This is a genomic window from Microbacterium forte (genome assembly GCF_031885415.1).
GTDB classification, from domain to species: Bacteria; Actinomycetota; Actinomycetes; order Actinomycetales; family Microbacteriaceae; genus Microbacterium; species Microbacterium forte.
The window spans coordinates 3,222,757-3,235,826 of sequence record NZ_CP116871.1 but is presented as its reverse complement, the minus strand read 5'-3'; the positions used below and the strand labels follow the sequence as shown (position 1 = coordinate 3,235,826).

General features: G+C 68.6%; 14 protein-coding genes. 7 read left to right on the top strand and 7 right to left on the bottom strand.

The features are described from left to right. Positions 1 to 41: 41 nt before the first annotated feature. Together OB895_RS15610 and OB895_RS15605 are read left to right on the top strand one after the other, a co-directional pair. On the top strand, positions 42 to 935 hold the full coding sequence (locus OB895_RS15610) for a hypothetical protein (protein ID WP_042538640.1): 894 nt from the start codon (positions 42 to 44) through the stop codon (positions 933 to 935). Between the two features lie 37 nt (positions 936 to 972). After that, complete coding sequence (locus tag OB895_RS15605; RefSeq protein ID WP_153302242.1) at positions 973 to 1,290, top strand: DUF4229 domain-containing protein; 318 nt, start codon at positions 973 to 975, stop codon at positions 1,288 to 1,290. A gap of 51 nt (positions 1,291 to 1,341) precedes the next feature. On the opposite strand, the gene OB895_RS15600 is transcribed toward OB895_RS15605, so the two are convergent. The 5 genes from OB895_RS15600 to OB895_RS15580 form a co-directional block, all read right to left on the bottom strand. Next, on the bottom strand, positions 1,342 to 2,070 hold the full coding sequence (locus tag OB895_RS15600) for a hypothetical protein (RefSeq protein WP_311878086.1): 729 nt from the start codon (positions 2,068 to 2,070) through the stop codon (positions 1,342 to 1,344). A 99-nt stretch (positions 2,071 to 2,169) separates the two neighbouring features. After that, positions 2,170 to 3,147 carry a 1,4-dihydroxy-2-naphthoate polyprenyltransferase gene (locus OB895_RS15595; RefSeq protein ID WP_042538638.1) on the bottom strand — a complete coding sequence of 326 codons (978 nt, stop codon included), beginning with the start codon at positions 3,145 to 3,147 and terminating at the stop codon, positions 2,170 to 2,172. A gap of 54 nt (positions 3,148 to 3,201) precedes the next feature. Further along, entirely contained in the window at positions 3,202 to 3,849 is a 648-nt protein-coding gene (locus OB895_RS15590; RefSeq protein WP_311879932.1) for a dihydrofolate reductase family protein, read from the bottom strand. Between the two features lie 34 nt (positions 3,850 to 3,883). Further along, complete coding sequence (locus tag OB895_RS15585; protein ID WP_042538633.1) at positions 3,884 to 4,174, bottom strand: DUF4287 domain-containing protein; 291 nt, start codon at positions 4,172 to 4,174, stop codon at positions 3,884 to 3,886. Between the two features lie 114 nt (positions 4,175 to 4,288). Further along, positions 4,289 to 4,747 (bottom strand): Lrp/AsnC family transcriptional regulator, encoded by a 459-nt coding sequence (locus OB895_RS15580; protein WP_079113436.1) that lies wholly within the window; start codon positions 4,745 to 4,747, stop codon positions 4,289 to 4,291. Between the two features lie 72 nt (positions 4,748 to 4,819). Here OB895_RS15580 and OB895_RS15575 point away from each other — a divergent pair, with 72 nt between their 5' ends. Beyond that, entirely contained in the window at positions 4,820 to 6,259 is a 1,440-nt protein-coding gene (locus OB895_RS15575) for a DUF6421 family protein (protein ID WP_309691050.1), read from the top strand. A gap of 105 nt (positions 6,260 to 6,364) precedes the next feature. Beyond that, entirely contained in the window at positions 6,365 to 7,006 is a 642-nt protein-coding gene (locus OB895_RS15570; RefSeq protein WP_311878083.1) for an SDR family NAD(P)-dependent oxidoreductase, read from the top strand. Positions 7,007 to 7,021: 15 nt separating this feature from the next. Here OB895_RS15570 and OB895_RS15565 read toward each other — a convergent pair whose 3' ends face one another. After that, positions 7,022 to 8,491 (bottom strand): MFS transporter, encoded by a 1,470-nt coding sequence (locus tag OB895_RS15565; protein ID WP_311878082.1) that lies wholly within the window; start codon positions 8,489 to 8,491, stop codon positions 7,022 to 7,024. Positions 8,492 to 8,580: 89 nt separating this feature from the next. Between OB895_RS15565 and OB895_RS15560 the strand changes: the two genes are divergently transcribed. Next, a complete protein-coding gene (locus tag OB895_RS15560) occupies positions 8,581 to 9,648 on the top strand; it encodes a threonine aldolase family protein (RefSeq protein WP_311878080.1) in 1,068 nt (355 codons plus the stop codon). Between the two features lie 90 nt (positions 9,649 to 9,738). Here the strand turns inward: OB895_RS15560 and OB895_RS15555 are convergent, their stop codons facing one another. Then, positions 9,739 to 10,338 (bottom strand): NUDIX hydrolase family protein, encoded by a 600-nt coding sequence (locus OB895_RS15555; RefSeq protein WP_042538622.1) that lies wholly within the window; start codon positions 10,336 to 10,338, stop codon positions 9,739 to 9,741. A 113-nt stretch (positions 10,339 to 10,451) separates the two neighbouring features. Here OB895_RS15555 and OB895_RS15550 point away from each other — a divergent pair, with 113 nt between their 5' ends. Next, a complete protein-coding gene (locus OB895_RS15550; RefSeq protein ID WP_309691065.1) occupies positions 10,452 to 11,108 on the top strand; it encodes an alpha/beta hydrolase in 657 nt (218 codons plus the stop codon). A 256-nt stretch (positions 11,109 to 11,364) separates the two neighbouring features. Then, entirely contained in the window at positions 11,365 to 13,056 is a 1,692-nt protein-coding gene (locus OB895_RS15545; RefSeq protein WP_311878076.1) for an ABC-F family ATP-binding cassette domain-containing protein, read from the top strand. The last annotated feature ends 14 nt before the right edge of the window (positions 13,057 to 13,070 follow it).

The following is a 13,070-nucleotide window of genomic DNA, read 5'->3' as shown; positions in this document are numbered from 1 at the left end:
CCGGATTCGCACCTGGCCCGACGATCGGCGACGATGGGTGCATGCTCTGGCCGTTCGGAACCACCTGGCGCCCGGTGCGCCAGAAGCGCCGCGCCACGGTCGACCTGCGGTGGCTGAGCGCTCGCACCTGGACGCGCCGCTGGTATCCGCAGGGCGTCGATCTCGGTCTGTGGCACGGGCGCCGCACACTCGCTGTCAGCTGGTTCCGTCAGCGGCTCGACGGTCACCACCTGGCGTCCCGCGTCGCGTTCGTCGACCTCGAGCGCTCTCGCCATCTCGACGTGCTGCTCGCCATCGACGAGGGCGGAGAGCTGCAGCCCGCCCCGATCCACGCCGGCGGCCTCGCGTGGTTCGACGATCGGCTGTTCGTCGCGGCGACCGGTCGCGGCATCTGGGAGTTCGATCTCGCCGACATCCGCCGGGTGCGGGGCGCCGAGGCGCGACGCATCGCCGGTGCGAGCGGTCGAGGCCTGCGCGCCTCCGCACTCGTCGCGGTGCGCACCCGCGTGCACCCGATCGAGCTGCGGTGCTCATATCTGGGTCGCGTGTTCGACGACGACGGCACGCCACTGCGGCGAGTGCTCATCGGCGAGTACACGAAAGACGACGCGGGGCGGATCGCGGAGTTCACGGTGCCCGACGCCGATGACGATGACTTCCGCGAAGAGAGCCGCTTCACCCCCGGCATCACGCAGATGCAGGGAGCGGCACGCTGGGGCGACCGGCACTTCGTCTCGCAGTCCGACGGCATGCGCCCCGGCGCGCTGTGGACCGGCAGCCGGGACGCCCTGGTGCGCGATCGGGTGCCCCTGCCCGTCGGCTGCGAGGATCTCGCTCTCGACCTCGACGCGAAGCTGCTGTGGTCGCTCGGCGAGCACCCGTGGAAGCGCGTCGTACGCGGCATCCCCTTCCAGTCGCTCGGCCTGGACGGCTGACAGCAGACCCCTCAGCTCGCGAACGTAGACTGTGCGGGTGAAGAACCGTGCACCTTTCCTCGTCTACACCGTGCTGCGTCTGCTGGCCTTCCTCGTGCCGCTGGCGATCATGTGGTTCTTCTTCCCGATCTTCCGCGAGTACTGGTGGCTCGCCGCGATCTTCGCCGCCCTCATCGGCATGAGCATCTCGATGCTGTTCCTGCGCCGACCTCTCACCGATGCCTCAGCGCGGATCGTCGAGCGTCGCGGAGGCCGCAGCTCCGCCGAGCAGGACGATGCGGATGCCGAGGATGAGGCGATCGACGGTCCCAGGCGCCACGACTCCGGAAGCACCGAGTCGACGCCGCGCGGCTGAGACCGAGAACAGCTCTCTCGTCGCGCCCGGTCATCGATCGGCGGGCGCGACTCACAGCTCCTCGATGACGGCGACGATCGACTGGCGATCGTGTCGGTCGAGCGCCGCGCACCGATCGATGATGGTTGCGACGGCGACGGGGTCGGCGCGCAGGCGGTCCGTCGGCCACCGCACGACGTTCTCCGACGTCGTGAGCACGATCACTCGTCCCCCCGGGAAAGCTGCGAGGAGCGAACTCCAACTCACGGTTTCGCTCGCCCCGAGAACGCGAACGGCCGTGACGCCATCGGCGTTCAACCGAATGGCGACGGATCGGACGCTCTGCACGACGAGCCGCACTGCATGCACGAGTCCGGCGGCGAGAACGAGCGCGAAGGCGCCGAAGAACATCGCCAGGTCTAGACCGGGCGTGATCCACACCACGACGAAGAGGATCGACGCTGTGGCGAGCGCGACGAAGAAGAGGATCGCGAGTGCGACCGCACCGCGGTAGGTGCGGAACGTCACACCATCGGATTCGATATCCGCGACCACATGGCCCTCACCCCACGACGGCGCGCGCCCGTCGAGCACACGCTCCAGCACACCCGCACCCACCATGGCGGCGACGAACGCGTAGAGCGCCGGTTGCCCGGACGCCACGACGAAGGCCAGACCCACGAGCAGCAGAGCGCCGAGCGCGACAACTGTCCATGTTGGTGCCTGCGTGGGAGGCTCCGCCCGCTCCTGGCGACGCGCCTGCACGACGAAGCCGTCGATCCGCCGAGATCCCTTCGGCATGCCTAGCTCTCGGCATCCGTCATCAGTTGAACCACTCGCCGATGCCGGTCGTGTCGACGAACCAGTCGCCGACCTTTTCGCCGATATCCCCCACGACGATCAGCCGGCGAGCGCCCAGAAGAACGCGCCGGCGTAGAGGAGTGCGGTCAGCGATGTCAGGGCCAGTGCCGTGACCAGCTCCTTCGCCTGGCGGTAGGTCCAGACGATGAGGATGGCAGGGAGTCCGGCGAGCAGCGCGAGCAGACCGATCCACGCGATCGGGTACAGCAGCGCGATCAGCACGAGGATGCCGAAGGGCACGATCACGAACAGAGTGAACAGCACCTGGGTCGCCCGCTTGCCGATCAGCACCGTCAGGGTGCGCTTGCCGACCACGCGATCCTGGTCGATGTCGCGCAGGTTGTTGGCGAGCAGCACAGCACAGGCGAAGAGACCGGCGGCGATCGCTCCGAGCCACGCCTGCTGCGGCAGCTCGAAGACCTGCACCCACGTGGTGCCGAGGGTCGCGACGAGTCCGAAGAAGATGAAGACGAACACCTCGCCGAGCGCGTTGTATCCATAGGGTCGCTTGCCGCCGGTGTAGAACCAGGCGGCGATGATGCAGGCCGCACCGATCGCCAGCATCCACCACTGCTCGGTGCGGATGACGATCGCGACGCCGACCGCCGCGGCGAGCGCGAAGAACACGAGAGCCGCGACGAGCACGGTGCGCGGCTTCACCCGACCGGATGCCGTCAGTCGAGCCGGCCCCACACGCACGGCGTCCGTGCCGCGGATGCCGTCGCTGTAGTCGTTCGCGAAGTTGACGCCGATCTGCAGCAGCACGGCGACCGCGAGGCACGCCAGGGCGATCACCCAGTGGAACTCCGGACCGGTGCTGCGTGCGGCGCCTGTGCCGATGACGACCGGGGCGACGGCGAGCGGCAGCGTGCGCAGACGGGCGGCGCCGATCCAGTCGCCCAACGTCACGGGCCCGGCGTCGATGACGGCCTGGCTCGCGGGGTTGCCGCTCGCCCGCTTCGCGGGATTGCCGCTCACACGGGTCTGGTTCTTCTTGCGCTTCGAGGATGCTGCCACGCAGGGAATCCTACTGGGGCCGCCGATGGACGACGCGCGGACGATGCCGCGGGCTCAGCCCCGGTGGAAGGTCAGATGCGTGACTCCCGACTCGGCGACCTCGGACTCGACGTCGTAGCCGTTCTCGATCCCGCGCAGACCGTCCCAGATGCGCTCGCCCCGGCCGAGCACGAGAGGGTTCACCGCGAGGTGCACCCGATCGACCAGTCCCGCCCCGAGGAACTGCCGCACCACGTCGATACCGCCGCCGATGCGCACATCGCCCCCGTTCGCGGCGTCCAGAGCACGCGGCAGCACCTCTTCCGGGCTCCCGGCGACGAAGTGGAAGACGGTGCCGTTCACGAACTCGATCGAGTCGCGCGCAGTATGGGTGAGAACGAAGACCGGCACCTCGAACGGCGGTTCATCGCCCCACCAGCCGCGCCACTGCGGATCGTCCGGGAACTGGTGCAGGCCGAACATCCCGGCGCCCATGATCTCGGCGCCGATCCCCTCGAAGTAGGCGTGGGCGTACTTCTCGTCGACTCCGGTCGTGCCTGCTCCTGAGTCGTCACCGAGCACGCGGCTGCGGAACGTCCGCGTCGCGGCGTAGGCAGCGACCAGACGCGGCCAGTCGTCGCCGAAGGGGTTCTCCGGTGTCTGGTCGGTGGTGGTCGCGAATCCGTCGAGGGAGACGTTGAGATCGACGCGGACGGCCATGATTCTCTCTCTTCTGTCGTGTGCCGGGAGACGCAGGTCAGGGGTTCGGGTTGCTGTCTTTGCCGTCGAGCCAGAGGGTGTCGGACGCGTCACCGTGCGCTCCGCCCTTGCCGACGTGCTTGTCGCTGATCTTCGGGCCCTTGAGGATCACGTGCACCATCGCCTGCGCATGGCCGTGGCCGAGGCCGTAGTCCTGCTTGAGCCAGTTGAGGACCACGGTCGACTTGGTCGACTCGTCGAACCCCTGCTCCTTGGCGAGTGCGATGAACTGGCGAGGCGTGAGGCCGGTCTGGGTCTCGACCTTGTCGAGGTATGCCTGGAAGGACATGGATGCTCCTGGGAGTCAGCGCTGGCGTGGGATCCTCTGCGACGAGAGATCTGTCACAGTATGGCCGGTGCGACGCCGTTCTTCCAGAGTGCGATCAGGTGTTCGAAACCGGGATCAGGCGTCGGGGGCGACCGAGATGATCGGCCGGTGCTCGTAGTAGGTCTGCAGCACGACCGTCGTGCGGGTGCTGACGTTCGCCGCGAGGCGGATGTCGCGCACGAGCTCTTCCAGCGCACGCGGCGATGCGACCCGCACGAACAGCATGTAGCTGGCGTCGCCGGCGATCGAATGGCACGCCTCGATCGCGTCGAGGTGCTCGAGAAGCTCGGGGGCGTTGTCGGGCTGGGCCGGGTCGAGAGGGGTGATCTCGATGAACGCCGAGAGAGGGGTGCCGACCAGCTCGGGGTCGAGGATCGCACGGTAGCCGGTGATGACGCCTCTGGTCTCCAGGCGGCGGAGTCGCGACTGGACGGCCGAGACGGAGAGCCCGACGGCGTCGGAGAGCTGAGACAGCGTCGCACGCCCGTCTCGTGAGATCTCGGCCAGGATCGCGCGGTCGACGGAGTCATCCATGGATGTAATATTATCGTCAGGATTCCGTATATGCCGGAATCTTTCCGTGAAAGTCTCCGATCGGAGGTCCCGATGTCCATCATTTCCGCCAACAGCTCCGCTGCACAGGCCATCGTCGGCGAACCCGAGGTCGTCGAAGACGCATCGACCGCGGAATCCTCCGCGGCGTGGGCGCAGCTCAAGGACGCGGCGATCGCGATCCGCGAGATGCAGATCAAGGACGGCTCGATCCCGGATGCTGCGCACCACGCCGCAGCCCGCGATCTCGTCGGGGCGGTCACCGCCGGCATCCGCGCCCTCGCCCCGGCCTTCCCGCACGACGCCGAGTACCTCGCCGCGTCGATCGTCGATTTCGACCGCTGGGTCTCCGAAGGATTCGGCGTGCCGGACTTCTTGGATTCGCTCATGGCTTTCCAGCCTCAGCAGCACCGGGTCGACGGCATCCGTCATCTGGTCGTCTTCCCGATGTACACACAGAACGGCTCGAGCGATCGCCTCGTCGAGGCGCTCATCGTCGAGACCATCTGGCCCGAGTTCATCGCGGCCCTCGAGGCCGGCGACTACGGCAACAAGCTGTTCGTCTCGCTGCGGCTCGTCGACTTCACGCCCGGGTACGACACGAACTCGGCCGTGCTGTTCCCCGAGACCGTCGCGATGCGCGAGATCCCCTCGTTCACGTGGGGCGCGATCTTCCAGGACCGTGAGGCCGCCCGCTACCGTCGGGTCACCCGCGCGGCTGCCGAGATCACCAAGCTCGAGCTTCCCGAGCGCGCCGCCGCGATGCTCGACGACCAGGCGCTGACCGAGCGCGCGTTCGTGATGTGGGACATCATCCACGACCGCACCCACATGCGCGGCGACCTGCCGTTCGACCCGTTCATGATCAAGCAGCGGATGCCGTTCTTCCTCTACTCGCTCGAAGAGCTGCGGTGCGACCTGACCGCGTTCCGCGAGTCGGTGAACATCGAGCGGTCCCTGCGTGCGCGTGCCGAGGCCGGCGAGAGCCTCTCCGACTCCGAGCACGAGATGCTCGACCACGCGGACCTCGTGCAGTACGCCGTGATCTTCGACCGGATCTTCCGCTTCGCGATCACGGGATCGCGTGTGCGCAACTACGACGGTCTCGGTGGACAGCTGCTGTTCGCCTGGCTGCACCAGCGCGGCGTGCTGCACTGGACCGACACCGCCCTCGCGTTCGACTGGGCTGCCGTGCCCGATGCGGTCGTCGCCCTCGGCGATGCGATCGACGAGCTCTACTGGCGCTCGATCGATCGCCCGAAGACGGCTCACTGGCTGGCCGCCTACGATCTCGTCCGTTCCGTGCTCACCCCGAACCCCGCCTCGCGTTGGGCCCGCGGTCTTCCGGACGAGATCCTCGCCGGCGCCCCGAAGGGTTTCACCGACGCGGTGCTGGACGACGAGTTCCCCCTCTCCATGTTCTTCGAAGCCCTCGACAAGAAGATGAAGCCGGTCATCGAGTCGACCGTCGGCATCCGGGGCACCGACGACTGACTCGCGCATTTCTGGGGTCCGGTCGCGGGGGCGATCGGACGCAGCATCTGCGGCCATTCCTGCCCGGGGTGGCCGCAGAACTGTTTCTTCACGAGAGTTGAGCACATGAGCGTCACCGACAGAACCGTCCTCCTCGCCGGAGCCACCAGCCCTTCGGGACTCGCGCTCGCTCGGGCACTCGTCGACGCCGGGGCGCGGGTGATCGCCACCGGTCGCTCCGCCGAGCGGCTGCAATCGCTGCGGTCGATCGGAGCCCAGGTCGAGGTGGCTGACGCGACCTCACTGGAGGCGATGACGGAGCTGGCCTCACGGCTCGACACGGTTGACGCGGTGATCCCGCTGGTCGGCGGCTGGCGCGGCGGCGGCGGGCTCGCCGGGCAGTCCGATGACGACTTCCGCGCCCTCCTGCCGGCGCTCGATGCGGTGCGCGCGACCAGCCGGGCGTTCGACGGTGCACTGCGTGCGTCGGATGCCGGACGTTTCGCGATCGTCTCGTCCACCGCCGTGGGGCGCCCTCTGGCGGGCGGTGCGAACTACGCGGCCGTCAAGGCGGCGAGCGAGGCGTGGACACGCGCCGTGGCTCAGGGCTTCGCCAAGGCGGCCGGGGATGCCGGGGAGCCGCTGCGCGCGGCATCCGTCGTGTTCCGGGCGAAGGCGCTCGACCCCGAGTCACTCGCACCGCGTGTGCTGGCCCTGTGGGACGGCGACGCCGCCGATCTCAACGACCAGATCCTCACGCTCGACTGACCCGGTCGACCGCGGCTAGCGACGCGCGTCGGGCACTTCGGGCGGCAGCCCCCGCAGCGGCGGCGGGGAATCTGCGATGCGGTCGTCGACGCTGCGATTCGCGACCGCGTCTGCCCCTGCAGCGTCGCTGGCATCGCCGTCCTCCACAGCATCCTCGCCGTTCGGATCCTGCTCCGGGGCGTTCGCATAGAGCTCGGTGAGCTTGCGATACGACTTCGTGAAGAACGCGAGTGTGGCAGCCACCACCATGATGATGCCCGCGAACAGGCAGATCAGCGCTATGCCCCGAGCATCCCCCGTGCCGAGCAGCCACTCCCACTGCTGCTGCCCCTCGGAGGTCTTCATGTACGGGATGATCAGGAACTCGGCGATCGGCGCGATCAGGAACGCCGTGATGGGGGCGGCTGCGGCCTCCATCGCGGCGGCGACGCCGAACACGCGCCCCTGCCGGTCGTAGCGGACCACCTTCTGGATGATCGTCTGCTCCGCCGCCTCGACGGGAGGCACGAGAGCCATGTAGATCCACATGCCGATCACATAGAGCGGCCACCACTCGCGCAGCATGAAGAGCGAGCCGAGGATGCCCATCGCGATCACGACCAGCAGCAGCGTGCGCATCGGCTTCGCGCCGAGGCCGAACTTCGCCACGAGCCCGCCGCCGATCAGGAACCCGGTCGACGCGAACGCGAGAGCGAACCCCCACATCTGGGCGTCGAAGAGGGTGAGACCGTAGGGGTCCATCAGCGCCATGTACACGCCGCCGATGAGGTTGTTGAAGGTCGAGAAGATGATCAGCGCGAACAGCCCGGGCGCCAGCCTGATGGCCGCCACGCTGCCGCGGAAGTCGAGTGCGCTCTTGGCGTCGGGGTCGGGGTGCGGTGCCCCCTCGGGGATGCGGATGAAGAGCAGGTGCACGAACGTCAGCACCATCGCGCCGATCGCGATCGCCAGAGTCCACCCCATGCCGAGGAAGCCGATCGAGAGCCCCGAGAACACGCTCGTCACGAGGAAGGCCAGCCCCTGCACCGTGCCGACGAGGCCGTTGGCGTTGGCCCGCCGGTCTTCGGGCACCAGCAGCGTGACCGTGGTCGAGAGCGCGATGTTGCGCAGCTGCTCGATGACCCCGCCGAACAGGATGATCGCCGAGAACAGCCAGAACCACGGGCCGCCGAGGTCGAGCAGCGCCGACTCGGGCTGCCAGACGTAGAGCACCCCCGCAATCAGGAACGCGACCGCCGAGATGACGCTCGAGAGCAGCATCACCGTGTGCTTGCGGTTGCGATCGACGATCGTGCCGAAGATCATCGCGAAGAAGGCGACGAACAGCATGTAGGCGCCGCCGATGATGCCGGTCGCGAGCACCGACTGCGTCTCGATGTACACCCAGAACGTCAGCGCGAACCACAGGAAGCTCGTCGTCACGTTCGCGATGAGCGTGTTGACGAGGACGTTCGCGAAGGCCGTCTTCGCTGCGGTGCGCTCCATGATTAGAGGGTAGGCGGGGCCTCGGACATTCGGTAGAGCGGTTCCGCAGCGCGGCGTCTGCGGCCGGCATCCGGCAATAGGCTTGTGCGGTGAGTATTCAGCATGACCCCGCCGTCCGGGGCTTCGCCAGCGACAACTATTCCGGCGTCCACCCCGAGGTCCTCGCGGCCATCGCAGCGGCGAACGGCGGCCACCAGGTCGCATACGGCGAGGACGCCTACACGGCGCGTTTGCAGGAGGTCTTCCGCGCGCACTTCGGAGAGGGCGTCGAGGCCTTCCCGGTGTTCAACGGCACCGGCGCGAACGTCACCGGCCTGCAGTCGATGCTGCCCCGCTGGGGCGCCGTCATCGCGGCGTCCACCGCTCACATCAACGTCGACGAAGGCGGTGCCCCCGAGCGGATCGGCGGGTTCAAGATCCTCGCCGTGCCGACGGACGACGGCAAGCTCACGCCCGAGCTCGTCGACCGCGAGGCCTGGGGCTGGGGCGACGAGCACCGCGCACAGCCGCTCGTGGTCTCGATCACGCAGTCGACCGAGCTCGGCACCCTGTACTCCGTCGACGAGATCCGCGCGCTCGCCGACCACGCGCACGAACGCGGCATGATGCTGCACCTCGACGGCGCACGCATCTCGAACGCGGCCGCGGCCCTCGACGTGCCGTTGCGCGCCTTCACCCGCGACGCCGGTGTCGACGTGCTCAGCTTCGGCGGCACGAAGAACGGAGCCATGCTCGGCGAGGCCATCGTGGTGCTGAACCCCGAGGCGTCGACGGGTCTGCAGTACTCCCGCAAGTTCAACATGCAGCTCTCGTCGAAGATGCGGTTCGTCTCGGCGCAGCTCATCGCGCTGCTCGAGGGCGACCTGTGGCTGCGCAACGCCCAGCACGCGAACGCCATGGCCCAGCGCCTGCGCGGCGCGATCGAGGCCGGCATCGCCGCCGGCGAGATCACCGGAGTGTCGTTCACGCAGCCGACCCAGTCGAACGGCGTCTTCGCGACCCTTCCCGACGGCATCGCCGACCGGCTGCGCGAGAAGTTCCGCTTCTACGACTGGGATGCCGTGCGCAACGAGGTCCGCTGGATGTGCGGCTTCGACACCGAGGAGTCCGACGTCGACGAGTTCGTCGCAGAGCTCGCGCGCCTCACCACGCGCTGACAATTCGGTCGCGGCGCCCGCGGCCTACGAGAGAGACCCACCATCAGAAGTCGTGACGGTGGGTCTCTCGCGTATGCGGTGACTGCGCCGCTAGCGGAGCAGACCGAGATTGGCGAGCGCCAGACGGATCAGCGTGCCGCGCCCACCCTCCATCTCGGCGGCGACCGTGTCCGACGCCGCCGCCTCCGGCGAGAACCACGTGACCTCGAGCGCGTCCTGTCGCGGCTCGCACGTGCCGGTGACCGGCACCACGAACGCGAGCGAGACGGCGTGCTGACGGTCATCGTGGTAGGCGCTGACCCCCGGGATCGGGAAGTACTCGGCGACCGTGAACGGCAGTGGCTGGGGCGGAAGCAGCGGGAACGCCATCGGGCCCAGGTCGTTCTCGACGTGGCGGAACAGCGCATCGCGGATCGTCTCGCCGAACCGGACTCGACCCGAGACGATCGTGCGCGTCATCTCGCCCATGGGGGTCGACCGCAGCAGGATGCCGATCTCGGTCACCTGGCCTGAACCGTCGGTGCGCACCGGGATCGCCTCGACGTAGAGCATCGGCAGGTGGCGTCTCGCCTCTGCGAGCTCGTATTCGCTCAACCACCCCGGATTGGAGTCGCGCGAAGGCTGTGCGGAGCCGAAACCCTCGAGGCCGTCGTCGGGCTCGGGATCGGGATCAGGTGTGCGGACGGACATGTCTCCTTTCTACCAGCCGCATCCTCGCCTGAACATCGACTTGCGGCCACGACCGGCATACGATCCGACGATCAGCGCCTGCGCGTGTCAGAGGGCGCTGGCAGGATGGACGGGTGAGCGAAGAACTGATGATCGACGGGCTCCTCACGCGCTGGTCGACCGAAGACCGCGCGGGGATGCCGCTGCTGGTGCTGCTGCACGGATACGGCGCCGACGAGCACGACCTGTTCGGCTTGGTGCCGTATCTGCCCGAGGGCATCGCCGTGGCATCCGTCGCCGCCCCGCTCGCACCCCCGTGGCCGATGCCGGGGCGCTCCTGGTATGCCATCGAGGGCCTCGACGGCCGCAGCGCCGCGTCGGTGACGCTGGCGGCAGAGGCATTCCTGCGCTGGCTCGACGATGCTCGGGAGGATGCTCCTGCGGTGGCTCTCCTCGGCTTCTCGCAGGGCGCCGCCGTCGCGCTCCAGGCCATGCGCCTCGCCCCGCAGAGCATCGACACCGTGGTGGCGCTCAGCGGCTACGCCGCGGCCGGCGAGCTTCCGGGTGACGAAGCGCTGACCGAGTCGCGACCGCACGTCTTCTGGGGCCGAGGCACGAACGACCAGGTGATCCCCGAGGCGCTGGTCGCCCACACCGCAGAGTGGCTGCCCTCGCACTCCGAGCTGTCAGGGCGGGTCTACACCGGACTCACGCACAGCATCTCGGAGGAAGAGCTCCGCGATGTGCACGTCTTCCTCACGAAATGGCTGGAGCGGGCCGCCAAGGCCTGATCGAGCCTGTCCGCAAGTGCGACACGCCCGGGGTTGCGAAAGTCCGACACGCCCGGGTATCGTCGTGGAGTCCTGTCCGCCGTGTCTGGAAGTCCTTTGATCTGATCCGTCGCCTCCGCGCTCACCTTTCCGCGCGCTGACCCGACGATCGCCGACTCCACGGCAGACCACGCCCGCTGTCCTCCGACAGCGCCCCGCTCAGACGGGCCCTCGGGCGACCGGTGTCAGTGCACCCTCGCACTCGTCAGGAGACACCATGTCAGTACCCACCCTCCACGCGTCGGTCACCCTCGACCGACTCACCTTCACCTGGCCGGACGGCACCACCGCGCTCGACTCGGTCTCGGGATCGTTCGGCTCCGGTCGCACCGGGCTGGTCGGCCGCAACGGCGCCGGCAAGTCGACACTGCTCCGCCTCATGGCGGGCGAGCTGAGTCCCACGACCGGATCCCTCACCACGACTGGCGAGGTCGCGTACCTGCCGCAGCAGCTCACGCTCGACGTCGACCGCCGGGTGTCCGAGCTGCTCGGAGTCGCCGAAGCCCTCGATGCCGTCCGAGCGATCAGCGCGGGCGATGTCGACCAGGCGCACTTCGACGCGGTCGGCGACGAGTGGGACATCGAGGCACGAGCCGAGCAGTCCCTGGCCGAGGCGGGCCTCGCCCCCGAGTTCCTCGACCGACGTGTCGGCGAGTTGTCGGGCGGTGAGGCGGTGCTGGTCGCGATCGCCGGCATCCGTCTGCGGCGTGCACCGATCACCCTGTTCGATGAGCCGACCAACAATCTCGATCGGGACGCCCGCGCGAAGCTGGCGGCCATGGTCAGATCGTGGACGGGCACGCTCATCGTGGTCAGCCACGATCTCTCGCTGCTCGAGCTGATGGACGACACCGCCGAGCTCTACGCCCAGACGCTGAGCGTGTTCGGGGGCCCGTACTCCGAATGGCGAGCCTGGCTGGATGCCGAGCAGGAGGCCGCCAGGCAGGCAGAGGTCACGGCGAAGCAGGAGTTCCGCAAGGAGAAGCGTCAGCGCATCGAGGCCGAGGTCAAGCTCGCGCACCGGTCGCGCACGGCGAAGAAGGCGGAGATCGAGAAGCGCGTGCCGAAGATCATCGCGCACGGTCGCAAGATGGCCGCGGAGGTGTCAGCGGGAAAGCTGCGCACCGAGGTCGGCGCGAAGGAGGATGCCGCTCGCACCGCGCTCGATGAGGCGGGGCGCCGTCTGCGCTCGGATGCGTCGATGAAGATCGAGCTTCCCGACCCCCAGGTGTCGCGCTCGCGGCGCATCGCCATGATCGGCGACGGCGAGCGGTCGTGGATCGTCCAGGGCCCCGACCGCGTCGCCCTGATCGGGCGCAACGGCGCCGGAAAGACGACGCTGCTCGAGCGGTTGGTGGCCGGAGCCGGGGTCGGCGGCGGCGTCGGCGAGTCACCGATGCCGACGGTCGGTCCGGATGACGGCTCTACCGCCCAGCCGGAGGAATCCCTGCTGAATACGGAACGGCCGGCGCTGACGGCGACGGCGCTCACCGACCGCATCGGCTACCTGCCGCAGCGGATCGACGGGCTCGACGAGAACCGGTCTGTGTTCGAGAACATCGCGGACGCCGCGTCGCAGGTGCCCGAGAAGGAGCTGCGCAACCGTCTCGCCAGGTTCCTCATCCGAGGAGCCACGGCCGAGCGCCCTGTCGCCGCCCTGTCTGGCGGCGAACGATTCAGGGTGGCGCTGGCCAGGCTGCTGCTCTCGGATCCCGCACCGCACCTCGTGGTGCTCGACGAGCCCACGAACAACCTCGACATCGACACCGTCGACCAGCTCGTCGAGGCGCTGCGGGCCTACCGCGGGGCGGTGCTGGTCGTGAGTCACGACGACGCGTTCCTCGCCCGTCTCGACCTGGGGCTCACGCTCGAGATCGACGCCGAGGGCGCGCTGCACGAGGCGCTCTGACGAGGTGGCGCCCG